A 22,986-nucleotide genomic window follows, 5' to 3' on the forward strand; every position below is an offset into this window, starting at 1 on the left:
GTCGAGTCGCCAAAAATGGGCGAGCAGGGTCGCTGGCTGCTCACCGAAAAGCAGGGCGTCGATTCCTACTACTTCATTTTGCTCAACGCCAACAAACGCGGCATCACGCTCAACCTGAAGAGCGAGAAGGGCCGCGCGATGTTCATCGACCTGGTCAAGCAGGTCGACATGCTCACGGAGAATTTCTCGCTCGGCACGCTCGAAGGCCTCGGCCTCGGCTACGATCGATTGCGCGAAATAAATCCGCGCCTCATCTACCTGACCATCAAGGGCTTCGGCACGCACGGTCCGTACAGCAAGTACAAAAGCTTCGACATGATTGCGCAGGCGTCCGGCGGCGCGATGGCGTTGACCGGCTTCCCCGGATCACCGCCGCTGAAGCCCGGACCGACCATCGGCGACACCGGCACCGGCATGCACGCGGCCGTCGGCGTGCTCGCCGCGTACATCCAGCGCGAACGGACAGGCAAGGGACAGAAAGTCGAAGTCGCGATGCAGGAAGCGGTGCTGAATTTCGTGCGTGTCCCGATGATGGGCACTTACGTCACGCACAAACCAACGCCGCGCACCGGCAACCGCGTCGGCGGCGGCGGTCCCGGCGACATCTACAAATGCGCGCCCGGCGGCGACAACGACTATTGCTACATCCTGTGCACCTCGCCCGAGATGTTTGAGAGCCTGTGGAAGGTGATCGGCCGTCCCGAAGTCGCGAGCGAGGAGCGTTTCGCGGGGCGGAACCGCGCCAAAAACGTCGACTCGTTGACCGAGATGATCAACGAATGGACCGGACGTCACACCAAGTTCGAGGTGATGCGCATCCTCGGCGAGGCCGGCGTCCCGTGTGGCGCCGTGCTCGACAGCGTCGAGTTGCTCAATGATCCGCATCTCAAGGAGCGCGGCATGATCGTCACCATCAAACATCCCGTGCGCGGCGACTTCACGATGCCGGGATGTCCCGTCCGCCTCGAGGATTCGCCGGTCGAAGTGACAGCCGCGCCCCTGCTGGGCGAGCACAACGCAGATGTTTATGGCGAGTTGCTTGGGCTCGGCGCCGGCCAGCTCGAAGATCTCAAGCGCGAAGGCATCATCTAGATGCGGCTCACTTGATCGGGCGCGGCGACCTGTTCGAAGCGATCGAGTACCTGCGCCGCGAGGGCGAGGGGATCCTTGCGAGATTCGCGCGCTCGAAGCGCGGAGTCGTGTACGCCGATCTTCGCTTCGAAGTCGTTTTCAATCGTTCCGGCACCGCCGTGAATAGTGAACCGCGCGACGGCTCCGAGAGCGAGAGTGCGGCATACACGGTCTCGGCTCATGTCGCCGACCGGGCGGGTCCGGTTGGTCACGGGCAAACTGGCGCCGAGATAGGCGCGCTCGCGAGCCGGCCGGCTAAGCTCGTAGCAGAACTGCGGCGCGGGCTCGACGAGGCTTATGACCGCGCGCGTTTCAACGCCCGCAAAAAAGCCGAGATCATCGCTCACCTCGGCGACGCGGCGAAGGGGCTTCTGGTCGCGCCAATTCCATCGCGCGAAATAGTTCGCGACGAGGTCGACGCGAGCTTTCGCCGCGATCCACTCTCGCTCTCGACCGACGAGCTCAAGAGAATCTCGCTCGACGCATCGCACGAGGTCGCCGCACTTGGCGACGCAATCGCCTACCAGGGCATCGCCGCGATGACCGAGCTGCGCCGCGAAATTTTTATCGATACCTCGGGTACCGTCGTCTCGGAGGCATACGCATTTTCGCAGGGCGACTGCTACGTCGTCGCGCAGATCGGCGACGGTCACCAGGAAAGCTACGACTCGATCGGACAGCAGCGCGGGCTCGAATGCTTGAGCGACGGATGGCGTGGCGAGCTGATGCCGAATCCTTCGCTGGCGAAATTTTGTGTCGACCTTGCCACCGAGGCGCGCGAGCTTGCCGCGGCCCCCGTGCTCAGACCGCCCGACGGCGAAATCGTCGTCGTTACCGACCCGCATTTCAACGCGCTCGTCTCGCACGAGGTCATCGGCCATCCATGCGAAGCCGACCGCGCGCTCAAGATGGAGGCTGCTTACGCCGGACGCAGTTGGTTCCTGCGCTCGCTCGCCGACAGCCAGTTGGGCAAGGCGGTCGCGTCGCCGTTACTCTCCGCATGCTCCGATCCGAGCCTCGACGGCTACGGCCACTACCGCTACGACCACGAAGGCACACGCGGGCGACGCGTGATGCACATCGAGCGTGGCGTCTTCAGCGGCTTCCTGAATTCGCGCGCGACCGCCGCCGTGCTTGGCACGGAACCCAATGGCTCGGCGCGCGCGAGCGAAGGATGGCACGTACCGCTGATCAGGATGTCCAATACTTTCTTTCTGCCCGGTGAGACGCCGACCGAAAAAATCATCGGCGACGTAGAGCACGGCTACTACGTCTGCGGGAATCAGGTCCCGTCGATCTCCGAGTCGCGCGAAAACTTTCGTATCTCCGCCCGGCGCGTTTACGAAATCGACCACGGACGAATCGGACAACTCTACCGCTCCGGCAGCGTGATCGCTGATTCGAAGAGCTTCTTCACCAACGTCGACGCGGTCGGCAACGATCTGCGCCTCATCGCGATCCCCAACTGCGGCAAGGGCCAGCCGATGCAGGTCAAGCGGATGTCCAACGGCGGGCCTACGCTGCGCTCGCGCGCACGCTTGGCGGGCAACTGATGCGCCGGTTGGCCGAGCTCCAGTCGTTCACCCGCGAAGCTTCGCGGATTCTCGCGCGCGAGAAGGACCTCGGGAGCTACGAAATTTATTGCGCCACGGCAGAGCATCGAATCGCACGCCTCAACTATACTTCGGACATTCCGAGCCGCGGCCTCGAGGAGTTCAAATCGCTTCATGCCGACGGATTCCAGTTGCGCGTTGCGATGCGCCGCGATCCGCACGAAGTCGGCGCCGCATTTGAAGCCGGCGATTTCACCTCAGATTCCGTCCGCGACGCGCTTCGGCGCGCACGCAGCGCTGCCGTCGTCGATCCTCATTTCTCCGGCTTCCCAGCGGGCCCGCTCGCCCGCAAGCTCGGGCCGTCCGAAAAAAGCGACTTGGCGAGAGTGGGGGACGGCGCGCTCGCCGCCGCCGCGTGGGGCGTGCTCGACGGCGCGCTCGCCACATTCGCGAAACGGCCCGCGAACCCGCGCACGGAACAACCGGGGCTGATCATCGGCGGCGATGTATCGGTGATTCGCGATCGAATCGCAATTTTCAATTCGAATTTCACCGAAGTTCGCACCGACGAAAGCGCGCACTTCAATGCTTCTGTCACATCGATCATCGAATCGCTCGACGCCAAGGGCACCGCCAGCGCGCTCGGCGATTCGGCGGCCGCGATGCGCCGCGACGCGCCCGCGCTCGGCCGCGACGCCGTCCGCCGCGCGCTCGCTCTCTCTCACGGCGTCCGGCCTGCGTCGGGAAATTTTCGCGTGGTGCTGGGACCACAGCCGATCGCCGAGATTCTCAACTATATGGTGATGGGTTCGCTCACCGCCGGCGCGTTTCATGCCGCCAGTTCCGCTTACCATGCAAAATTCGGCGCGCCCGTGATGGATTCACGTCTGAGCCTGGCTGACGACCCTGCCTTTAGCGCGGGCGCGATTCGCCGCCGAATCACCTGTGAAGGAATCCCCACGCGCCGTGTTGAATTGATCAGCGACGGCAAGCTCGTCGGTTTGCTCTCGAACTTTTACGATACTCATCGCCTGCTTACCGACGAGAATCGCGCCGAAAAGCTCGGGGCCAGCGCGCCCACGAAGCTCAACTTCCCACCGTTGAGCGGTTACCGGCTCGGCGAAGGCGGGGGCAGGCGCTTCGACGCGAGTCCTGGTTCGGCGGGCACGAACGTGGTGATGCGCGCGCGCGGCGGCGTCACCGACGGTGAACTCGTGCGCGTCGTCGGCCACGGAATCTACGTCGGGCGCATCTGGTACACCTATCCAATCAACGGCCAGCGCGCGGGAGATTTCACCTGCACCGTCACCGGCGACTCGTACATGATTCGCGACGGCAAAATCACCGAGCCGCTCGCCCCCAACTGTTTGCGCATTAACGCGAATATCGCGCAGGTGTTTGAGCATCCGCTTTCGGTTGGAGCGCGCCCGCGACCGGCGACAGTGTGGGGGTCGCCCGAGGCCTACTATGTTCCCGCGATCGCCGCCGACTCGATCGCGCTCGCCGAAGTCGCGGCAACCTAGCGCAATCACATCCGCGCGATCACGTCGCGCGAAATTTCGTCGATGCAGTCGTTGTAGCCGTCCATCGGCGGATTGATGAACACCTGCGACAGTCCCGCCTGCTCCATCGAGCGCAGCCGCTCGAGGACCTCCTCCTTCGGCCCGACTATTGTCGTCGCCGCGATCGTCTCGGGCGTCACGTACTTCTGCTCGAGTGGCGCGACATACGTGCAATGCCCGATATGCAACTCGAGGTAGCGCTCGTCCGGCGGCGTCTTCATGCGCGCGACGTACTCCTCGTACGCCTTGTATACAGGAGCGACCGCCTCCGGCAGATAGCCGGCGCGCGCGTATCCCGCCGCGATCGCGTGAAAACTCGCCATTACCCAGTGCCCGGTCATCGCCTTCACCCGCGGCGAATCTAGTTTCTCGCCCGGCCTCAGCACGCAGATGTGCGTCAGCGATACGATTGGCATCTTGTCCGCGCTTCGCCCGGCCTTCGATGCGCCCGCCTCGAGGCTTTTCCGCACCGCTCCGACTCGATCCGCGTCCGTTATTCCCGTCGTGATCGCGCCGTCGCCAAACTCGCCCGCAAGCGCCAAAGTCTTGGGCCCGTTGGCCGCCACGTACAGCGGAATCTTGTCGTCGAGATTGATAAAACGCCGATCGCGATGCAGGTACCTGATTTTCCGGCTCAGTCCTTCGGTGTTGTATATCGCTTCGCCGTCGCGAAGCAGATCGCGAATCACGCGTACCTGCTCGCGGAACTCCGCCTGCTTGACCGGCGGCAGTCCCATCACGCGCCGCCCCGTATGACCCGTGCCGAATCCCAGTATCACGCGCCCGGGCGCGAGCTGGTTGATCGTCGCAATCGAATGCACCGTCACCGGCGCGATCCTGTTCGACGCGATCGCCACGCCCGTGCCGAGTTTGATCTTCTTCGTATTGACGGCAGCCAACGCCATGCACGCGTAGGTGTCACCCCAAATCATGTGCGAGTCGGGAATCCACGCGTGACTGAAGCCGCGCTCCTCGACGTACTTGGCGTCGGTGATCGCGCGCTCCGGCTTGGTGAATATCAGTGTTCCAAAATCCATAGTCACTTCCTCTCCGGAACGCGACTATAGCCGACCTTCACCGCCACTCGTCAAAGTGCGCTACGGTGCTACGCCGATCGCCGCAAACACGCGATGCATCACCGGCAGCGGATCCTCGGGCCAGCGCTCCGCCAGCATCGCTCGCAGTTCGTCGTCGAACGCCGCAACTGCTTCCGGTGCAAGGCTCGCGCCTACTCCCGCGCTTGCGCGAATCCTCCCGCGCCATGCTTCATGCGAGTAGATCGCTTCGATGTCGAACGAGAACGTTTCGATTTTTTTGAAACCCGCGACCGCCATGTCGCGCGGCCAACCCGGATAGATTCCCAGTCCGCCGCCGAACTTCCATTTCGGGTTGTGTTTCTCGATCAGCTTTTCTGTCGCCTCGACCATGTTGCCCGGCAGCGGAATCCAGTCGAAATGCGCGATCACGAGCCTGCCACCGGGCTTCAGCACGCGCCGCGCCTCCGCGGCCGCGCGCGGACGGTCGAACCAATGCCAGCATTGTCCCGCGGTTACGAGATCGAATTGAGCCGGCGCCAGCTCCGTCTCCTCGGCGGCCGCATTGACGTACTGCACGACGACGCCCGCGACTCGATCCAGTTCCGCCGCCTGTTCCATCAGCGGCGCCGATCGGTCCAGCCCGGTAACTTCGCATCCGCGCAGCGCGAGCCCGCGCGCGATCGTTCCCGTACCCGTTCCCAGGTCGAGCGCGCGCATTCCCGCACGCAGGATTCCCGACGCCGCCAGCCGCTCGAAAAATTCGTCGGGGAACCCCGCGCGATGGCGGCCATAGTCGCTCGCCGTCTTCCCAAAATCCGCGCGCAACTCCTTGAAACGCACTTCCGCCGAGCTCATGTGCCGTTCCTCCGTGAACTTGACTGTATATAACTGTGTCTATCTGGACGCAAGTTGATCAGGCACCACTTGACGCCGCCCCTGCGCGCATGGCGTGATTCTCATGGTGGCGACTCGCAATCTCGAACGTGTCAATTCCGAACGCGCCGGCATGATGACCGCGAACGAGGCGGCCGACCAGCTCGGCGTCAAGCTCGGCACGCTGTACGCCTACGTTAGCCGCGGCTGGCTGAAAAGTTACCGCCGCAAAGTCGGCCGTCAGGCGCTCTATCGCCGCGCCGATATCGAAGCGCTGCGCGGAGTCGTTTCCACCGAGCGCGGCCGCCGCGGCCGCAGCCTGCCGGCCGCATCGACGTGGGTTACCGTCGCGCAACCCAAGAGCATCGACGACGGCGCGCCCGGCGTCATCGTCGCCGAGTCGGCAGTCAGCTCGATCAACGAGGGCAAGCTCGCGTATCGCGGCTATCCGATCGAGGAAATCGTCGCGCACGCGTCGTTCGAGGAAGTCTGCCTCCTGCTGTGGAGTGGCGAGCGCCCGGTCGCCGAGGAAATCGCCGCGCTGCGTGCCGAGATCCACGGCGCGCAGATGCCGGCCTCCGTCGCCGAGGCCCTCGCCGCCGTCGGTGACGACGCGCCCCCGCTGCTGCGGCTCGAGGCCGTGATGCCGAGTCTCGCCGCGTGGGATCGCCGCCAGCCGCCGCGCACGCGAATCGATCGCGCCAAGCTCATTATCAGTCAGCTTCCGCTCGCACTCGCGCAGCCTCCCGCACCCGGCTCGCCCGGCGGCCCCAGCATGGCCGGTCGCCTGCTCGGATGGGTCGCCGGCTCGACCGCTTCCGAGTGGGAAGTTGAGGCCCTCGATCGCGTGCTGATCGCGTGCGCCGAGCATGAGCTCAACGCCTCGACCTTCGCCGCCCGCGTCATCGCGAGCACCGGCGCCGACCTGTTTGCCTCCGTGCTCTCCGCGTTGTGTTCGCTGAGCGGACCCATTCACGGCGGTGCGTGCGATCGAATCGAGGCAATGTTCGCTGAGCTCGAATCCGGCGCGCGCGTCGACGAATGCCTCGCTGCATTCACCCGCGAGCATCGCCTGCCGCCGGGCTTTGGTCACGCGATCTACCCAGACGGCGATCCGCGCGCCGCGCTGCTGCGGCAAGTCGCACAAGCGATAGCCAAGCACCGCGGCCGGCGCCTCTTTGAGACCGCGCTCAAAGTCGAAGCCGCCGTCTCCAAACGCGAACGCCTGCGCCCCAATCTCGACTTCTACCTCACCGTATGCGTCCGCATGCTCGGTTTTCAGCGCTCGATGCCGGCGGCAATTTTCGCGATTGGCCGCGCCTCCGGATGGATCGCACATGCACTGGAGCAATACGCTGACAACCGTTTGATACGTCCGCGCATGCGTTATCGCGGCGCCCCGCTGCGCCACTGGGAATAGCGTTCCAGCCTCCGCGAAAGTTTCGAGCCTACATTTCTTTTGACGCGAACCGCCGCGCCGTCGTATTGAAGGTACTCGGAGGTTCCGCGAATCAAAGCGATCGCAAAGACCCGTCCCGCTCCCGGCGCCGAACTGATCGACACGCCCGTGCCGGCGCCCGCCGACTCGACGTTGCTCGTTCGCGTCGGCGCGTGTGGCGTGTGCGGCTCCGACCTGCACATAGTCGATTGGGAGCTCGGTACCGAGCGGATGGTCGCGCGGCTCCCCGTCATTCTCGGCCACGAACCCGCAGGCGAAGTCGTCGAGGTCGGCGCGCACGTCACCAATTTCAAAGTCGGCGATCGCGTCGCGCTCGATCCGTTCGGCCATTGCGGGCGATGCGGTCCGTGCCGCGCGGGCCGCTTCCATCTTTGCTCCTCGCCGACCACGCTCTCCGGCGCTTTCGCCGAGTTTACTGTCGCGCCCGTCGAGAACGCGCACCTCGTTCCCTCCACGATGAACATCGAGCAGGCCGCGCTGCTCGAGCCCTTCGGCACCGGCCTACACGCCGTCGAGCAGTCGTGTCTCAAGGCTGGCGACAGCGCCGTCGTCGAAGGTCCCGGACCCATCGGCCTCAGCATCGCGCTCGCCGCGCGTGCCCTCGGCGTCACCTATATTGTAATGACCGGCCTCGCGGTGGACGCCGATCGCCTGGCGCTGGCGCGCGCGATGGGATTCAGAACCGTCTCGACCGGTGATCGCGATTGGATCGAGCAAGCACGCGCGATGCTTCCTTCCGACGGCGCCGATGTCGTCTTTGACGCGGCCGGCGCGATCGATTCGCCGCGCGAACTGCTTCGCCGCGGTGGAGAGCTGGTCGAAGTCGGATGGCCCGCGCGCGATCTCAAATCCACCGAATTGCGCTCGCTGTTTTTCCACGGCGTGACGATCATCAACTCCCGCATCCGCACCCCGGAAACCTGGCGCCGCGCAATCGCGATTGTCGCAAGCGGCGCGGTCGACTTACGTCCGATGGTCACCCATCGCTATTCCATTTCGCACGGCCTCGAAGCATTCGACTTGCTGCGCGAACGCCGCGGAGTTAAAGCACTGATTATCCCCAGCGACTAGCTATTAGCTAATCGACTAGTATTTGGAGCGTCACCATGAAAGACGGATTTAAAATCGCCGACGTAGATACTCACTTGATGGAACCTGACTACGTATTCGAACGCTACATCGACGAACGCTATAAATCTTCCGCACCCAAAATGGGTATCGCACCCGAATCCGGCCGCCGCACGTTCCTGGTTGAAGGGGAACCCTTTACCCGCGAAAAAGGCAAATACCCGATGGCGGCGCCCGGCTTCCTCGACGCCGTCCGCAAGGCGATGAAGCGCTTCGAGCGCGCCGCCAAGCTCGGTTTCAGCCCCGAAAGCCGCATCATGGACATGGACGAGCAGGGCGTGGACGTCCAGATTGTCTATCCGACCGCAGCCGGTCAGATGCTGGGTCGCGAATTTCGCGACCCGAAACTGCTCGCCGCATGCTGCCGCGCCTACAACGATTGGAGCGCCGACTACTGCTCGAAGACCCGCGACCGTGTCAAGTGGGCCGCCATTTTACCCATGCAGGACGTGGGCGAATCGATCAAGGAAGCGAATCGCGCCGCGAAGAACGGCGCAATCAGCTATTACGTCCGCCCCAACCCGGTCCGCGGCCGAGCCATCTTCCACGAGGACTACCTGCCGCTGTGGGCCGAGGTCGAAAAGATCGGCCGCCCGATTTCCACTCACGATTCCGGCTCCGCGTCCGTTGAATCGTTCGGCGATCGGATGGACACCCACGTTACCGGCCACATCCTGTCGCATCCGTTCGAGGCGATGGCCGCGATGGCCGGGCTCATCTGGTATGGCGTGATCGAGAAGTTCCCCAAGCTCCGCGTCGTCCAGGTCGAAGCTGACGGTGGATGGGTTCCATACTGGCTGCAGCGGATGGAACAGCATTGGGATTTCAGCGGCAACTCTGAGCACGAGTATTTGAGAAAACGCCCGACTGAGTATTTCAAAAACAACTTCTATGTAGCCTTTCGCGGCGACGAGCCAACAATGAAGGCAGCGCTCGACTTAGTAGGTGACAACAACTTCCTGTGGGACACTGACTATCCCCATCCGGACGGCACCTTCCCCTGGGGCATCGACGCGCTATTGAAACAATCGATTCCACACTCGAGCAAAAAGAAGATCCTCTGGGACAACGCAACCAGAGCGTTCAATTTCAGCTGAGTATTCAAAGTGGATTTCGAATACACCCCCGAACAGGAGTCCTTCCGCCACAAGGTCCGCGGCTGGCTCGACACGAACCTCCCCAAGGACCTGTGTGTCGATGACGCCCAGGACGAACGCATCGCGCCCAATCGCGACGTCTTTGAACGCCGCCGCGCGTGGCAATCGAAGCTCCACAGCGCCGGATACGCCGGCCTCTCGTGGCCTAAGGAATACGGCGGCCACGCCGTGAGCCTCATCGAGCAGGTCATCTGGGACGAGGAATATTCCCGCGCTCGCGCGCCCGTGCTGCCCGGATATTTCGGGCTCGGCCTGTGCGGTCCCACGCTGATGAACTGGGGCACCGAGGCGCAGAAGAAACGCTTCATCCCGCGAATCCTCGGCGCCGACGACATCTGGTGCCAGGGCTACTCGGAGCCGGGCGCCGGTTCCGATCTCGCTGGGCTGTCCACGCGCGCCGCCGATATGGGCGACTACTTTCTCGTCAACGGCCAGAAAGTCTGGACCTCTGGCGCGCAATACGCCGACTGGATGTTCATGCTCGCGCGCACCGACCCCGAGGCGCCCAAGCATCGCGGGATCAGCTACCTGCTGCTCGATATGAAAAGTCCCGGTATCACCGTGCGCCCGCTGGTCCTGATGAATGGGCACTCGCGCTTCAACGAAGTCTTTTTCGACAACGCGCAAGTGCCGAAAGAAAACCTGGTTGGCCCGTTCAACGAAGGATGGAAAGTTGCGATGACGACGCTCAGCTACGAGCGCTCGTTCGCCGGCGGTGGCGGCCACGGCTCGCAGGTGCGGCGCCTCGCGGAACTCGCGAAGATCGTGCGCATCGACGGCAAGCCGGCGTGGGAGCAGGAATGGGTGCGGCAGCAGCTCGCGCAATTCATCATCGAATGCGAGGCCGCGCGCTATACGCGCCTGCGCTCACTCACGCGCCAACTTCGAGGATTGCCACCGGGGCCCGAGGGCTCGATGCTCAAACTGTTCGGCTCCGAACTCGGCGTGCGCATCGCGCGCTTCTCGACCGAACTGCTCGGCGCCTACGGTTTCGTCGGCGAGCCCACCGGCGCGGTCCCCGATTCTCCGCGATGGCTGAACCGCGTCCTCAGCTCCCGCCAATACACAATCGCCGGCGGCACCAGCGAAATCCAACGCAATATAATCGGCGAGCGAACTCTCGGCCTCCCCAAGGGATGATCGCGAGTACGACAATCCAGCAATCGACGAGGTACTCAACATGGAACTAGAACCGCTCTTCGAAATCACCGCTCAAATCGCGCCGCCAATATTGATTCCAGATACGCCCGACGGGACCCGTGTAATCGTGCACGTAACCGGCGGCAAATTTGAGGGCCCGCGCCTCAAGGGCTCCGTACTCGCCAGCGGCGCCGATTGGTTCCTGGTTCGCTCCGACGGCAAGGCCGGAATCATCGATGTGCGCCTCGTGCTGAGGACCGACGACGGCGAGAACATCTACATGACCTATACGGGCCGCGCGAAGATTGGTCCGAGCGGTCCTCATGGTCTGGCGACAACTCCCGTCTTCGCGACTTCGACCAAGGGCAAATACGCGTGGCTCAACGACGTCCAGGCATTCGCCACCGGCGAGCCAGGCCCCGGCGGGGTTACGTACAAGGTATATATTCCGAAGTAGCTCGTTAGCCGGAGAGTTTTGCGCGCAGGATTTCGTTGATCACTTTTGGATTTGCTTTGCCGCCCATCGATTTCATCACTGCGCCGACGAAGAAACCGAATAGCTTGTCGCGGCCTGCGCGGTACTCAGCGACCTTCTCAGGTTCGGCTGCGAGTACCTTGTCGCAGGCCTCCGCTATCGCGCTTTCGTCGGACACTTGCGCGAGGCCCAGCTCAGCGATTGTCGCTTCTGCGCCTTTGCCGGATTTTACCATCGTGGCAAATGCGGTCTTCGCGGCGTTCAGGCTTATCTTCTGTCCTTCGACCAGCCGCAGGAGTGCGCCGACTTCGGTTGCCGGTGGCACAGCGTCGGCGAACGGCTTGTCCGAGTCGCGCGCGACGCGCAGCACTTCAGTCATCACCCAGTTCGCGGCGCTCTTGCGATTCTTGAGTCCGGGCAGCGTCGCTTCGAAGTAGTCGGCGACGTCGCGCTCGGCGATCAGCACGCCCGCTTCGTATTCCGTCAGGCCTTCGCGGACGTAGCGAGCCTTCCTGTCCGCCGGCAGCTCGGGCATCGACGCACGCACCTGCTCGACCATCTCGGGCGGCACAATTAGCGGCGGCAGGTCGGGCTCGGGGAAATAGCGATAGTCATTCGCATACTCTTTCGAGCGCAACGGGCGCGTTTGCTTGCGCGCGGGATCCCACAGATGAGTTTCCTGCGCGACTTTGCCGCCCGATTCGACAATAGCTATCTGGCGATCAACCTCATACTCAATTGCATCTTCGACGAAGCGGAATGAGTTGAGGTTTTTAATCTCAGTCCTTACTCCGTATTCTTTCGAGCCGCGCTTGCGCACTGACACGTTGCAGTCGCAGCGGAAGCTGCCTTCCTCCATCTTGCCGTCGGACGCGTCGACGTATCGAAGTATAGCGCGCAGTTGGCGCAAGTACGCGCCGGCGTCTTCAGCAGAGCGCAGGTCGGGTTCGCCGACGATCTCAATCAGCGGCACGCCCGAGCGGTTGAAATCGACCAGGCTGGCGCTTTCGCCGTGGATATTCTTGCCCGCATCTTCCTCGATATGGATCCGCGTGAGCCCGATTCGACGCGACTCGCCATTCTCAGTCGGCGGCAAATCGATATAGCCACCTTTGCAGATAGGTGTTTCGTACTGACTAATCTGATAGCCCTTCGGCAGATCGGGATAGAAGTAGCTCTTTCGATCGAAAATAGAGTAGGGAGCGATAGTACAATGCGCCGCCAGCCCAGTTCGAATAGCCAGTTCCACGACGCGGCGATTGAGTACAGGCAGCACGCCCGGCATCCCCATGCATACCGGGCAGACGTTTTCATTCGGCCCCGCGCCGAACGTCGTCGAGCATCCGCAGAAAAGTTTCGAGCGGGTCAGTAGATGGGTATGGACTTCGAGTCCGATGACCGCTTCGTATGCTTCTCGATTCATCGCAATTGTCACATCAGACCACGGGCGTCCGCGGCTTGAATGCTCCCGTGCGCTCGTAGGCGTCGCCCGCGCGCAAAATCGTTTCCTCAGCGAACGGCGGCGCGATCAATTGCATGCCGATCGGCAGCTTGTTCGCGTCGTGCCCGCACGGCATCGACATCCCGGGCAGACCGGCCAGGTTAACCGAAATAGTAAAGATGTCCGACAAGTACATCGTCAGCGGGTCGTTCATTTTCTCGCCGAGCTTGAACGCGGTCGTCGGCGCAACCGGCGTGACGATCAGATCGCATTTATCGAACGCGCGCTCGAAGTCATTTCGAATCAGCGTGCGCACCTTCTGCCCCTTCAGGTAGTAGGCGTCGTAGTAACCGGCCGAGAGCGCGAAGGTACCGAGCATGATCCGCCGCTTGACCTCGGCGCCGAACCCCTGCGCGCGCGTCGTTTCATACAGCGCGACGTTGTCCTCGGCGTTGACGCGCAGCCCGTAGCGGATACCGTCGTAGCGCGCGAGATTCGCACTCGCCTCCGCGGTGGCGACCAGGTAATACGCCGCGATCGCGTAGCCGGTGTGCGGCAGCGAGATCTCCACCGTCGAGGCGCCAAGCGATTCGTACTTCTTGAGCGCGGCGCGCACCGACTTCTCGACCTCGGGCTGCATCCCTTCGACGAAATATTCACGCGGCACGCCGATTCGAAGTCCCTTGACGTCGCCCGTGAGCGCGCGCTCGTAGTCGGGCACCGGACGCGCCGAGCAGGTCGAATCGCGAACGTCCTTGCCGGCGAGCGTGCGCAGGAGTATCGCGGCGTCGCGCACCGAATTCGTAAACGGCCCGACCTGGTCGAGCGAAGATGCGTATGCGACGACGCCATAGCGGCTGACGCGACTATAAGTCGGCTTGATCCCGACCACGCCGCAGAAGGAAGCCGGCTCGCGAATCGAGCCGCCGGTGTCGGTGCCGAGCGCGCCGAGGCATTCGTCCGCCGCGACCGCGGCGGCCGAGCCGCCGGACGAGCCGCCGGCGACGCGCTCAATATCATGCGGATTCGTCGTCGCGCCGAACGCGGAGTTCTCCGTCGACGAGCCCATCGCGAATTCGTCCATGTTCGTCTTGCCGACGAAAATCGCGCCGTCCGCGCGCAGCCGCTCGATCACTGTCGCGTCGAACGGCGGCACGAAGGTTTCCAGGATTCGCGACGCGCAGGTCGTGCGAATGCCCTTGGTCGCGTAGATATCCTTGATGCCGAGCGGAATTCCGCACAGCGCCGGCGCGTTACCCGCATCGAGGCGGGCGTCGGCCGTGCGCGCCTGCTCGAGCGCTCCCTTCTCGCACACCGTGATGAATGCGTGGAGCTTGGGCTCGGCTGCGGCGATACGGTCGAGGCAATCGCGCGTAAGTTGCGTCGCAGTGATTTCGCGCGCGCGGAGCTTCGAAGACGCGTCGGCGATCGTAAGTCTGTTCAGTTCCGATGCCATGTTCGGGAAAATTTCTACTCGATTATTTTCGGCACTTTGAAGTAGCCGCGCTCGCGCGACGGCGCGTTGGCGAGCATCGCTTCTGCCGCGGGCCGGTTCGTCACTTCGTCGTCTCGCATGGGAGTGCCGGCCTCGCCGACCTGCGTCGTCGGCGCGACATCCTTGGTGTCGAGTTCGTTCAGTTTGTCCACGTAGGCGAGCATTTCATCCATGTCGGCGCGCAGGCGCTCTTCGTCGGACGGCGACAATTCCAGGCGCGCGAGGCGCGCGACGTGGCGCACCTGCTCGAGCGTTATTTTCGTTTCAGCCATGATGGTCCCGCGCAAATCGTAACATTCCGTGAGATCCATGTCAGGGGAGCCTCCGGAACCTAACCCCTAACCCCGTTCCCGCGCGGGAAGGGGGACCAAATCGCGGAGAGGAGGGAGGTACAATTCATACCATCGGTAGTGGCTTTAGAAGGGTTCGGCCACTAACGGTAGCTTCGTTCCGTCAAAAATTGTTTCCCGCCGGAAGCGGGCCTCGCCGATTCGAAGCGAGTCTGGCGAGTGTCGCGCATCCTGACGGGTGTCCATGGCGTACGAGTAGCACGTTAAAGTCGGCGGCGTCAGGCTGAATAGTTCATCCCTGAGCGGCTTCGCTTGCGGCGACTCGTGCAGCCTTCTAGCCTCGTCCCCCAAGTCATCTCGCGAGAATGGGAGCGCGTTGGATAAGATGAAGGCGCGCGAGTCGATTGACCGGGCCGTGGCGTGGCTGGCAGCGCTTCGAGTACAGCTTCCGCTTGGACGGCGCGGGGAGCGCGCTGCTGAGAAGCATCTGCGCCGGTACGGTTACCGGATCGTCGCGCGGAATTTTCGCGCGGCGGGAGCCGAGATCGATCTCGTCGCGATGGACGGCGACACTTTGGTGTTCGTCGAGGTGAAAACTCGGCGGAGCCGCACGGCGGGTGCGCCCGAGGAGGCCGTCGATGAGCGCAAGCAGAAGCGGATGCGGCGCGCGGCGGAAGCTTTTGCGAAGCGTTATCGAGCGGACGAGACCGAGATGCGCTTTGATATCGTGGCGGTTGACGCGTCGGGCAAGCGGCTGGAGATTGAATTGTTGAGGAACGCATTCTGAATGCTGGATATTAAGCTGATTCGTGAACGGCCCGATTTCGTAAAGGGCGAACTCGCCAAGCGAGGGATCGAGCCCGCCGAAGTCGATCGACTGCTCGAGGCTGATCAGCAGTGCCGCAAGCTTCAGGGCGAGGTCGATCAATTGCGAGCGGATCGCAAGCGGCGCGCGCGGGAAGTCGGCAAGCTGCCGCCTGAGCAGCGCGCGACTGAGATCGCGAAGATTCGCGCCGAGGAAGCGGATGAAGAGCGACTTGCCAAGGGTGAGGCGGTCGATGCCAGCAATCCGCTGCTGATGCTTGGCACGCAACTCGGCCTTGCGGAGAAGAGAGTAGAAGAGCTGGCGCTCACACTGCCCAACATTCCGCGGTCGTATGTTGTCGTTGGCACGAGCGAGGCGGATAACCGCGTCATCAAGACCGAGGGTACGCCGCTCGAGTTCACTGCGTTCAAGCCACTGCCGCATTGGGAACTGGGCGAGAATCTTGGGATCATCGATTTCGATCGCGGGGTGAAACTGTCGGGGACGCGGTTCTATGTTTTGAGCGGTGCCGGCGCGAGGCTCCAGCGCGCGCTGATTGCGTGGATGCTCGACGTCAAGCGGGAGCAGGGTTATCTCGAAATAATTCCGCCGTTGATGGTTAGTCGCGAGACGGCCACCAGTACCGGGCATCTGCCGAAGAACGCGGACACGATGTACCACGACGACGAGGATGATTTCTGGTTTATCCCGACCGCCGAGGTTCCACTGACGAGCTTGCATCGCGATGAGACGCTCGACGAGAACAGTCTGCCGATTTACCTGACCGCGTACACGCCGTGCTTTCGGCGCGAGAAGATGTCGGCGGGGCGCGACGTGCGCGGGATCAAACGCGGGCATCAATTCGACAAGGTCGAGATGGTCAAGCTGGTGCGTCCGGAAACGTCGGACGACGAGTTTCACAAGATGGTGAACGATGCTTCGGAGATTTGCCGGCGGTTGAAAATTCCGTTTCGAGTTGTCGAGCTGTGCACGGCGGATCTGAGTTTCGCGAGCGCGGTCACTTACGATCTGGAAATGTGGGCGCCCGGGTGCGGCGAATGGCTCGAAGTCAGCTCGGTTTCGAACTGCACGGACTTCCAGTCGCGCCGCGCGAAGATTCGTTTCAAAACCAAAGGCGGCAAGCCCGAGCTGGTGCATACGCTGAATGGGTCGGGGCTGGCGTTGCCGCGAACCGTGATCGCGGTGCTTGAGAATTATCAGAACGAAGATGGCAGCGTCACGATTCCCGAGGTTTTGCGGCCTTATATGGGTGGGATGGAACGGATTCGCAAAATCTAACGTGAAACCCACCGTGGGTTTCACGCTTCCTTGGGCAGGGGTGACCCCTGGCACCCAATGTAAGAGAGGATGCGGGACTTCGTCCCTGTTAGAAGGGGGTAGGCTGGACCGAGCCGAAATGCCAACATTTCCTCGTGATTTCGCCTTAAATTCGTGGATTCACTGCGATTTTCAGGTTACGTAACATTCCCGCAACAATCGATGCGTATGATTAAGCTCGAGGGACAAGTCCGGCCGCGAGGTACCGGCCGGTCCCGATGTGAGCGCACTAAAAAATTCTGTAGGAAGAGATCGTTTGTCCGAATTAGAAGGTTCGATGGCCGACAGTATTCCGACGGTGCGGCGCGAGCGCGCGAGGGCGCCCGTGCACCTGCGTCTGTTCGGCGATCGAATTTTCAACACCGCGACATTTATTCTTGCGCTGGCGATTCTCGCCTTGCTTGTTGGACTCGGCGTCGCGCTGATAGCCGACAGCTTTCCCGCGATTCGCGCGTTCGGGCTGCATTTCTTCGTCACCACGGACTGGGATCCCGTTAACGACCAATACGGCGCGCTGCCTTTTATCTATGGGACCTTCGTTTCATCGCTGATCGCGCTGGTCGTCGCGGTGCCGCTGAGCCTGGGCGTCGCGCTATGCCTGAGCGAGATGGCGCCCGACTGGCTCAGCCATCGGCTGGGATTCCTGGTCGATCTGCTGGCCGCGATTCCGAGCGTCGTATACGGGCTGTGGGCCGTGTTCGTGATGGGTCCGTGGATTCGCGACTACGTCGAGCCGCCGCTGGCGCATTACTTCGGCTGGCTGCCGTTCTTTCAGGGCCCCAAGGTAGCAGTCGGCATGCTTTCGGCGGGGATCATTCTCGCGATCATGATCATCCCGTACATTTCGTCGGTCTGCACAGACGTCTTTCGCGTCGTTCCGCATACGCAGCGAGAGGCTGCACTCGCGCTCGGCGCGACCAAGTGGGAGATGGTGAAGACGGCGGTGATCCCATACGGCATGACCGGGGTAATCGGCGCGATCATCCTTGGGCTGGGGCGAGCGCTTGGCGAGACGATTGCGGTTGCGATGGTAATAGGCAACTCGGCGCAGATTTCGTCGTCGCTGTTCAAGCCGGCGGCGACGCTTGCGAGCGTAATCGCCAACGAATTTGCGGAAGCCACCTCTGACCTCTATGTCGCAGCGCTAATCGAACTTGGACTGGCGCTGCTGATTCTCGGAATCGTGCTCAACGTCGTGGCGCGCGCGCTGGTGCTTGGCGTTCAGCGACGCCGCTACCAGGAGACTGGCAAGTAATGGCGGCGGGAGTCAGCAATCTTCACGGCGAGACCAGCTATCGCTATCGCAAGTTCAAGAGCGATTCGATGATGGCGGTCACGGTCGGCGCAACGATCGTGACGCTGATCCCGCTGTTCCTGGTGCTTGGCTATTTGCTCACCAAGGGATTCGCGAGTTTGAACTGGGCATTCTTCACGGACATGCCGGCGCCGGTCGGCGAAAAGGGCGGTGGCATGGCCAACGCGATCGTCGGCACGCTCGAGGTGGTGGGAATCGCGTGCCTGATCGGAGTGCCTATCGGCGTCGGGGCGGGTCTCTATCTCGCGGCGAATCGCGCGAGCCAGTTCACCAACTGGGTGCGATTCTCGGCGGACGTCCTGATGGGTGTGCCTTCGATCGTCGTCGGAATTTTCGCATACGCGGTAGTCGTGCGGCCGTTCGGTGGTTTCTCGACGCTGGCTGGTTCGGTCGCGCTCGCGGCGATCATGATTCCGCTCGTCACGCGCACCACCGAAGAGATGGTGCTGCTGGTGCCGCCCGAACTGCGCGAGGCGTCGCTGGCGCTGGGCGTGCCGAATTGGCGCACGACGTTGTCGGTGGTCGCGCGTACGGCGTTGTCGGGAATCACCACCGGCGTCATCCTGGCGGTGGCGCGAGTGTCGGGCGAGACGGCGCCGCTGCTGTTCACGGCGTTTGGCAACCGGTTCTGGTCAACTTCGCTGTTTCATCCGATAAACACGCTGACGGTGCAGGTTTACACTTACGCCATCTCGCCGTTTGCCGATTGGCAGCGGCAGGCGTGGGCGGGCGCGCTGGTGCTGACGGCGATAATCCTTGCGCTCGAGTTGGGCGTGCGATGGGTGACGGGTGGGGCAGCGAAGGCGCCAAGGTAGTCATGGCAGAAAAGCTGGTCGTCAAAAATCTCAACGCGTACTTCCACAAGAATCGCGCGCTCAAAGACGTCAGCCTGTCCTTCGAGGAAGATCGCATCGCCGCGATCATCGGACCTTCAGGATGCGGCAAATCGACGCTGGTGCGATGCCTCAACCGGATGCACGAGGTGGTGCCCGGCGCTACCGCAACCGGCGAGGTGCTGCTCGACGGCAACAATATCTACGACGACGAGGTCGATCCGGTACAGGTGCGGCGGCGAATCGGAATGGTCTTCCAGAAGCCGACGCCGTTCCCGACCATGTCGATCGAGGACAACGTTGCGGCCGGGCTGACGCTCAACGGGGTCGAGGTAAGCCGCGCCGAGCGTGCCGCGATAATCGAGCGGAGCCTGCGCCAGGCGGCGCTTTGGGAAGAGGTGAAGGATCGCCTGCGGCGTCCCGGCGGTAGCTTGTCGGGCGGACAGCAGCAGCGCTTGTGCGTCGCGCGGGCGCTGGCGGTTCAGCCCGAGGTGCTGCTGATGGACGAGCCGTGCTCGGCGCTCGATCCGATCTCAACCGCGCGCATCGAGGAACTTCTGCTCGAACTGAAGTCGGCGTACACTATCGTCATTGTGACGCACAACATGCAGCAAGCCGCCCGCTGCTCAGACATGACCGCCTTCATGTACACCGGCGACCTGATCGAGTACGGCGAGACCAAGCAGATCTTCACGAACCCCACCAAGCGCGAGACTGAAGACTATATCACCGGGCGATTCGGCTGATCTCGGGGAAGAGTCAAATGGATAGTGCACAGCCGCAGCATACCAACAGGCAGTACGAAGAAGATTTGCGCGGTTTGCGCGCCGGTCTGCTCAAGATGGGCGGATTGGTCGAGCGTCAAATAGCCGAGGCCGTCGACGCGCTCGTCAATCGCGACAGCGAGCATGCGCGTGAGGTGATCGCGCGGGACGAAGAAGTGAATCGGATGGATAATGACAACGACGAGCAATGCATCCGGCTGCTCGCGCTGCATCAGCCGACCGCGAGCGACCTGCGCTTCATCACGACCGGACTGAAAATCACGACCGACCTCGAACGAATCGGCGACAACGCGGTTAATATCTGCGAGCGCACGCTCGAGCTGAACGAAGTGCCGCAGCTCAAGCCCTACATCGACTTGCCGCGGATGGCGGAGATCGCGCAGTCGATGGTCAAGGACAGTATCGACGCGTTCATGCGCGACGACACCGATCTGGCGGATCAGGTGATCGCGCGCGACGATGAAGTCGATCTGCTCAACTACCAGGTCTATCGCGAGCTGCTCAGCTACATGGCCGAGGATCCGCACACGATCGCGTCGGCGACGCGGCTGCTGTTCATTTCCAAGTATCTCGAGCGGATAGCCGATCACGCGACTAACATCGCGGAGATGGTGACGTTCATGGTCAAGGGCAAAATGATCCGTCACGTGGAAACCAAGAAGCGGGGAACTTGATTTACGAGGTGGAAGGGGTGAAGCGATGAATCAAACCAGCCAGGCCACTAGCACGGCATCCGAGACGCAACGCGGAATTCGGTATCGCGTATTGATCGTCGAGGACGACGCCGACATCCGCGAGCTGATCCGCTACAACCTCGCGCAGGAAGGCTTTGTCGTCGAGGAAGCGGCGGACGGCACGCAGGCGCTCGAGAAGGTCAAGCGGCGCGTGCCCGATCTGTTGCTGCTCGATCTGATGCTGCCGGGGATGCCGGGGCTGCAGGTCTGCCGCCAGATGCGCGCCGAGCGCGACACCGCGCATCTTCCGATACTCATCGTCACCGCCAAAGGTACCGAGGTGGACAAGGTGCTCGGCCTGGAGATGGGCGCCGATGATTACGTGGTCAAGCCGTTCAGTCCGCGCGAGCTGGTCGCGCGCGTGAAGGCGCTCCTGCGGCGCGCCAATCCGCTCTCGGAGCCGGACTCCGGCGGCGGCGCGTATGAAAAGGGGCGGCTGCGAATGGACTTCGGCACCTACCAGGTATTCGTTGACGCCAAGCGCAGGGAGCTTGCGCTGCGCGAGTTCGAACTGCTCAAATTCTTCGTGCAGCATCCGATGCGTGTGTACACGCGCGAACAACTGCTCGACATGGTGTGGGGCCGCGACACGTTCGTCGAACCGCGGACCGTCGACGTGCACGTGCGCCGCCTGCGCCAGCATATCGAGCGCGACGACGCCAACCCGGAATTGATCCTCACGGTGCGAAGCGTCGGTTATCGCTTCAACCCCGAAGCGCTTGGATAGATCACCGACCTCGGGCCTGATCGGAGCGATAGGAATCGGCCTCGCACCGGCAGCCATATTCCTGGTGGTGCTGGCCGCCACCGGAGCGGCGTCGGGGGTGTGGGTCGCCGTCGTGATCGTGCTCGGGCTTGCGCTCAGCGCGATTTCCGCCAGCGCGATCGGACGCACAATGTCGCGCCGCACAGAAAGACTGGACGCCGTTGCCGCCGCGCTGCAGGACCGGCGTCCGCCACCGCATCTGCTGCCCAACGGAAGCGACGCGATGGGCCGTGCGGAGCGTCACTTGCTCGACGCTGCCGACGCGATCGTCGCCGAGGTGGACTCGCTTGCCGAGCAGCGCGACGAGTTCGAGGCGATCCTGCGCAGCATGACCGAGGCGGTGGTCGTGACCGGCGCGCGCGGGGAGGTGGTTCTGCTCAACGGCTCGGCCCGGCGCATCTTCGCTCTGGGAGCCGACACCGACTATCGCGATCGGCCGTTCGTCGAGCTGTGCCGCGACCCGCGACTGCAGGAGTTTGCCGGCCGCTCGATGCGATCGGCGGACAATAACGTCATGAGCGCGGAAATCATGATCCAGAATCCCGCGCCGCTTTACGTCAGCGCCAGCGCCGCGCAGATTCGCACCTCGCGCGGCGCGGCGTGGGTGTTCGTCTTCCACGACATCACGCAGCTGAAGTCGTACGAGACGCTGCGCGCCGACTTCATTTCGAATCTCACTCACGAGCTGCGCACTCCGCTGAGCGCGCTGTACGGCTACGCCGAGACTCTCATTCAAGGCGTGGACGATCGCGATACCTCGACGCGCTTTCTCGGCATCATCGAGCGGCAGGCGCGGCGGCTGGCGCGTCTGCTCGACGATCTGGTCTCGCTCTCAGACCTGGAGCGCGGGCTCACTCCGCTCAAGATCGAGCAGCTCGAGCCGTCGCGCGTGCTGTCGGAGGCGGCGGAGTTGATGCAGGAGCAGGCGGGACGCCGCGGCCTGCGGCTGGAAGTGAATTGCCCGCCGGGATTGCCGAAGGTGGCCGGCGATCGCGACCGCTTGCATCAGGTGATGCTTAATCTGATCGACAACGCGATCAAGTACACTCCGCGCGAGGGCCGTGTCACGGTCGAAGCTCGCGAAGCCGCGGACGCCAACGGAGCAGGCGCCAAGCCGGGCGTCGCACTGCTGGTCGTGGACACGGGAGAGGGGATTCCAGCGGCGGATATCCCGCGCCTGACGGAGCGATTCTATCGCGTCGATCGCGCCCGCTCGCGCGAGCTCGGCGGCACCGGGCTGGGGCTGGCGATCGTCAAGCATATCGTGCAGTTGCATCACGGCGCGCTGCGCATCGAGAGCAAGGTGCATGAAGGCACGACGGTGTCGGTCTGGATCCCGGCGGCGCAGAATTAAATCACCTGCCCGGTGGGCGGCAGGGGTGACCCCTGCACCCAGTGTTAAGATGCGGCGCTTCGCGCCTGTTCGGAAGTTTTGGGGCGAGGACGAAGGTCGGCTTGCTCGCGAGGCTGCGATATGAAAATTTCTAGGGTTCCGATGCGCCATTAGCTCAGTGGATTAGAGCGGATGACTACGGATCATCAGGTCGGGGGTTCAAGTCCCTCATGGCGCGCCATCCTTCAGCCCGACCTCGCTTGAGACACCAGCCAACGGCCGCGTTCTACGGGATTGCCGCGGCGAGCATCCAAGCCCCTTGGAACCTAGTGTAAG

General features: G+C 62.9%; 21 protein-coding genes and 1 tRNA gene. 17 read left to right on the forward strand and 5 right to left on the reverse strand.

Annotation, left to right across the window (positions count from 1 at the left end):
* The 3 genes from VJX68_RS01960 to VJX68_RS01970 form a co-directional block, all read left to right on the forward strand.
* Positions 1 to 1,092 (forward strand): CaiB/BaiF CoA transferase family protein (locus VJX68_RS01960; RefSeq protein WP_324093956.1); only part of this gene is annotated, 1,092 nt, incomplete at its 5' end.
* 11 nt (positions 1,093 to 1,103) lie between these two features.
* Positions 1,104 to 2,684 (forward strand): TldD/PmbA family protein, encoded by a 1,581-nt coding sequence (locus VJX68_RS01965; protein ID WP_324093957.1) that lies wholly within the window; start codon positions 1,104 to 1,106, stop codon positions 2,682 to 2,684.
* Entirely contained in the window at positions 2,684 to 4,207 is a 1,524-nt protein-coding gene (locus VJX68_RS01970) for a metallopeptidase TldD-related protein (RefSeq protein ID WP_324093958.1), read from the forward strand. The genes VJX68_RS01965 and VJX68_RS01970 overlap by 1 nt, the downstream gene beginning before the upstream one ends.
* Before the next feature lie 5 nt (positions 4,208 to 4,212).
* Here the strand turns inward: VJX68_RS01970 and VJX68_RS01975 are convergent, their stop codons facing one another.
* Positions 4,213 to 5,283 (reverse strand): LLM class flavin-dependent oxidoreductase, encoded by a 1,071-nt coding sequence (locus VJX68_RS01975; RefSeq protein WP_324093959.1) that lies wholly within the window; start codon positions 5,281 to 5,283, stop codon positions 4,213 to 4,215.
* A gap of 60 nt (positions 5,284 to 5,343) precedes the next feature.
* A complete protein-coding gene (locus VJX68_RS01980; RefSeq protein WP_324093960.1) occupies positions 5,344 to 6,138 on the reverse strand; it encodes a class I SAM-dependent methyltransferase in 795 nt (264 codons plus the stop codon).
* A gap of 106 nt (positions 6,139 to 6,244) precedes the next feature.
* On the opposite strand from VJX68_RS01980, the gene VJX68_RS01985 reads away from it, so the two are divergent.
* The 5 genes from VJX68_RS01985 (at position 6,245) to VJX68_RS02005 (ending at position 11,497) form a co-directional block, all read left to right on the forward strand.
* The gene (locus VJX68_RS01985; protein WP_324093961.1) at positions 6,245 to 7,576 is read left to right on the forward strand and encodes a citrate/2-methylcitrate synthase; all 1,332 of its coding nucleotides are present in this window, start codon (positions 6,245 to 6,247) and stop codon (positions 7,574 to 7,576) included.
* A 147-nt stretch (positions 7,577 to 7,723) separates the two neighbouring features.
* Positions 7,724 to 8,686, forward strand: coding sequence for a zinc-dependent alcohol dehydrogenase (locus VJX68_RS01990; RefSeq protein ID WP_324093962.1), 963 nt, complete (start codon positions 7,724 to 7,726; stop codon positions 8,684 to 8,686).
* A gap of 35 nt (positions 8,687 to 8,721) precedes the next feature.
* Positions 8,722 to 9,840 (forward strand): amidohydrolase family protein, encoded by a 1,119-nt coding sequence (locus tag VJX68_RS01995; RefSeq protein ID WP_324093963.1) that lies wholly within the window; start codon positions 8,722 to 8,724, stop codon positions 9,838 to 9,840.
* Positions 9,841 to 9,849: 9 nt separating this feature from the next.
* Entirely contained in the window at positions 9,850 to 11,040 is a 1,191-nt protein-coding gene (locus VJX68_RS02000; protein ID WP_324093964.1) for an acyl-CoA dehydrogenase family protein, read from the forward strand.
* A 40-nt stretch (positions 11,041 to 11,080) separates the two neighbouring features.
* Positions 11,081 to 11,497: a DUF3237 domain-containing protein gene (locus tag VJX68_RS02005; RefSeq protein ID WP_324093965.1), complete on the forward strand. Its 417-nt coding sequence runs from the start codon at positions 11,081 to 11,083 to the stop codon at positions 11,495 to 11,497.
* Positions 11,498 to 11,501: 4 nt separating this feature from the next.
* Here VJX68_RS02005 and gatB read toward each other — a convergent pair whose 3' ends face one another.
* The 3 genes from gatB to gatC are packed head-to-tail and all read right to left on the reverse strand — an operon-like array spanning position 11,502 to position 14,723.
* Positions 11,502 to 12,938 (reverse strand): Asp-tRNA(Asn)/Glu-tRNA(Gln) amidotransferase subunit GatB, encoded by a 1,437-nt coding sequence (gene gatB, locus VJX68_RS02010; protein ID WP_324093966.1) that lies wholly within the window; start codon positions 12,936 to 12,938, stop codon positions 11,502 to 11,504.
* Positions 12,939 to 12,951: 13 nt separating this feature from the next.
* Positions 12,952 to 14,412, reverse strand: a complete 1,461-nt coding sequence (gene gatA, locus VJX68_RS02015; protein ID WP_324093967.1) for an Asp-tRNA(Asn)/Glu-tRNA(Gln) amidotransferase subunit GatA — start codon at positions 14,410 to 14,412, stop codon at positions 12,952 to 12,954.
* Between the two features lie 14 nt (positions 14,413 to 14,426).
* Positions 14,427 to 14,723 carry an Asp-tRNA(Asn)/Glu-tRNA(Gln) amidotransferase subunit GatC gene (gene gatC / locus VJX68_RS02020; protein ID WP_324093968.1) on the reverse strand — a complete coding sequence of 99 codons (297 nt, stop codon included), beginning with the start codon at positions 14,721 to 14,723 and terminating at the stop codon, positions 14,427 to 14,429.
* Between the two features lie 403 nt (positions 14,724 to 15,126).
* Here gatC and VJX68_RS02025 point away from each other — a divergent pair, with 403 nt between their 5' ends.
* The 9 genes from VJX68_RS02025 to VJX68_RS02065 all read left to right on the forward strand — a co-directional run bounded on the left by VJX68_RS02025 (position 15,127) and on the right by VJX68_RS02065 (position 22,891).
* Positions 15,127 to 15,528 (forward strand): YraN family protein, encoded by a 402-nt coding sequence (locus VJX68_RS02025; RefSeq protein ID WP_324093976.1) that lies wholly within the window; start codon positions 15,127 to 15,129, stop codon positions 15,526 to 15,528.
* Positions 15,529 to 16,845 (forward strand): serine--tRNA ligase, encoded by a 1,317-nt coding sequence (gene serS, locus VJX68_RS02030; protein WP_324093969.1) that lies wholly within the window; start codon positions 15,529 to 15,531, stop codon positions 16,843 to 16,845.
* A gap of 316 nt (positions 16,846 to 17,161) precedes the next feature.
* A complete protein-coding gene (pstC, locus tag VJX68_RS02035) occupies positions 17,162 to 18,139 on the forward strand; it encodes a phosphate ABC transporter permease subunit PstC (RefSeq protein WP_324093970.1) in 978 nt (325 codons plus the stop codon).
* Positions 18,139 to 19,014 carry a phosphate ABC transporter permease PstA gene (gene pstA / locus VJX68_RS02040; protein WP_324093971.1) on the forward strand — a complete coding sequence of 292 codons (876 nt, stop codon included), beginning with the start codon at positions 18,139 to 18,141 and terminating at the stop codon, positions 19,012 to 19,014. Before pstC ends, pstA begins: the two co-directional genes overlap by 1 nt.
* A gap of 2 nt (positions 19,015 to 19,016) precedes the next feature.
* Positions 19,017 to 19,778: a phosphate ABC transporter ATP-binding protein PstB gene (pstB, locus tag VJX68_RS02045; protein ID WP_324093972.1), complete on the forward strand. Its 762-nt coding sequence runs from the start codon at positions 19,017 to 19,019 to the stop codon at positions 19,776 to 19,778.
* 17 nt (positions 19,779 to 19,795) lie between these two features.
* Positions 19,796 to 20,491 (forward strand): phosphate signaling complex protein PhoU, encoded by a 696-nt coding sequence (gene phoU, locus VJX68_RS02050; RefSeq protein ID WP_324093973.1) that lies wholly within the window; start codon positions 19,796 to 19,798, stop codon positions 20,489 to 20,491.
* Positions 20,492 to 20,516: 25 nt separating this feature from the next.
* Positions 20,517 to 21,278 carry a response regulator gene (locus tag VJX68_RS02055; protein WP_324093974.1) on the forward strand — a complete coding sequence of 254 codons (762 nt, stop codon included), beginning with the start codon at positions 20,517 to 20,519 and terminating at the stop codon, positions 21,276 to 21,278.
* Positions 21,271 to 22,671, forward strand: coding sequence for an ATP-binding protein (locus tag VJX68_RS02060; protein ID WP_324093975.1), 1,401 nt, complete (start codon positions 21,271 to 21,273; stop codon positions 22,669 to 22,671). Before VJX68_RS02055 ends, VJX68_RS02060 begins: the two co-directional genes overlap by 8 nt.
* A gap of 143 nt (positions 22,672 to 22,814) precedes the next feature.
* A tRNA-Arg gene (locus VJX68_RS02065) sits at positions 22,815 to 22,891 on the forward strand.
* Positions 22,892 to 22,986: the final 95 nt, after the last annotated feature.

This window comes from Binatus sp. (SeqCode) (assembly GCF_035272065.1).
GTDB lineage: Bacteria > Desulfobacterota > Binatia > Binatales > Binataceae > Binatus.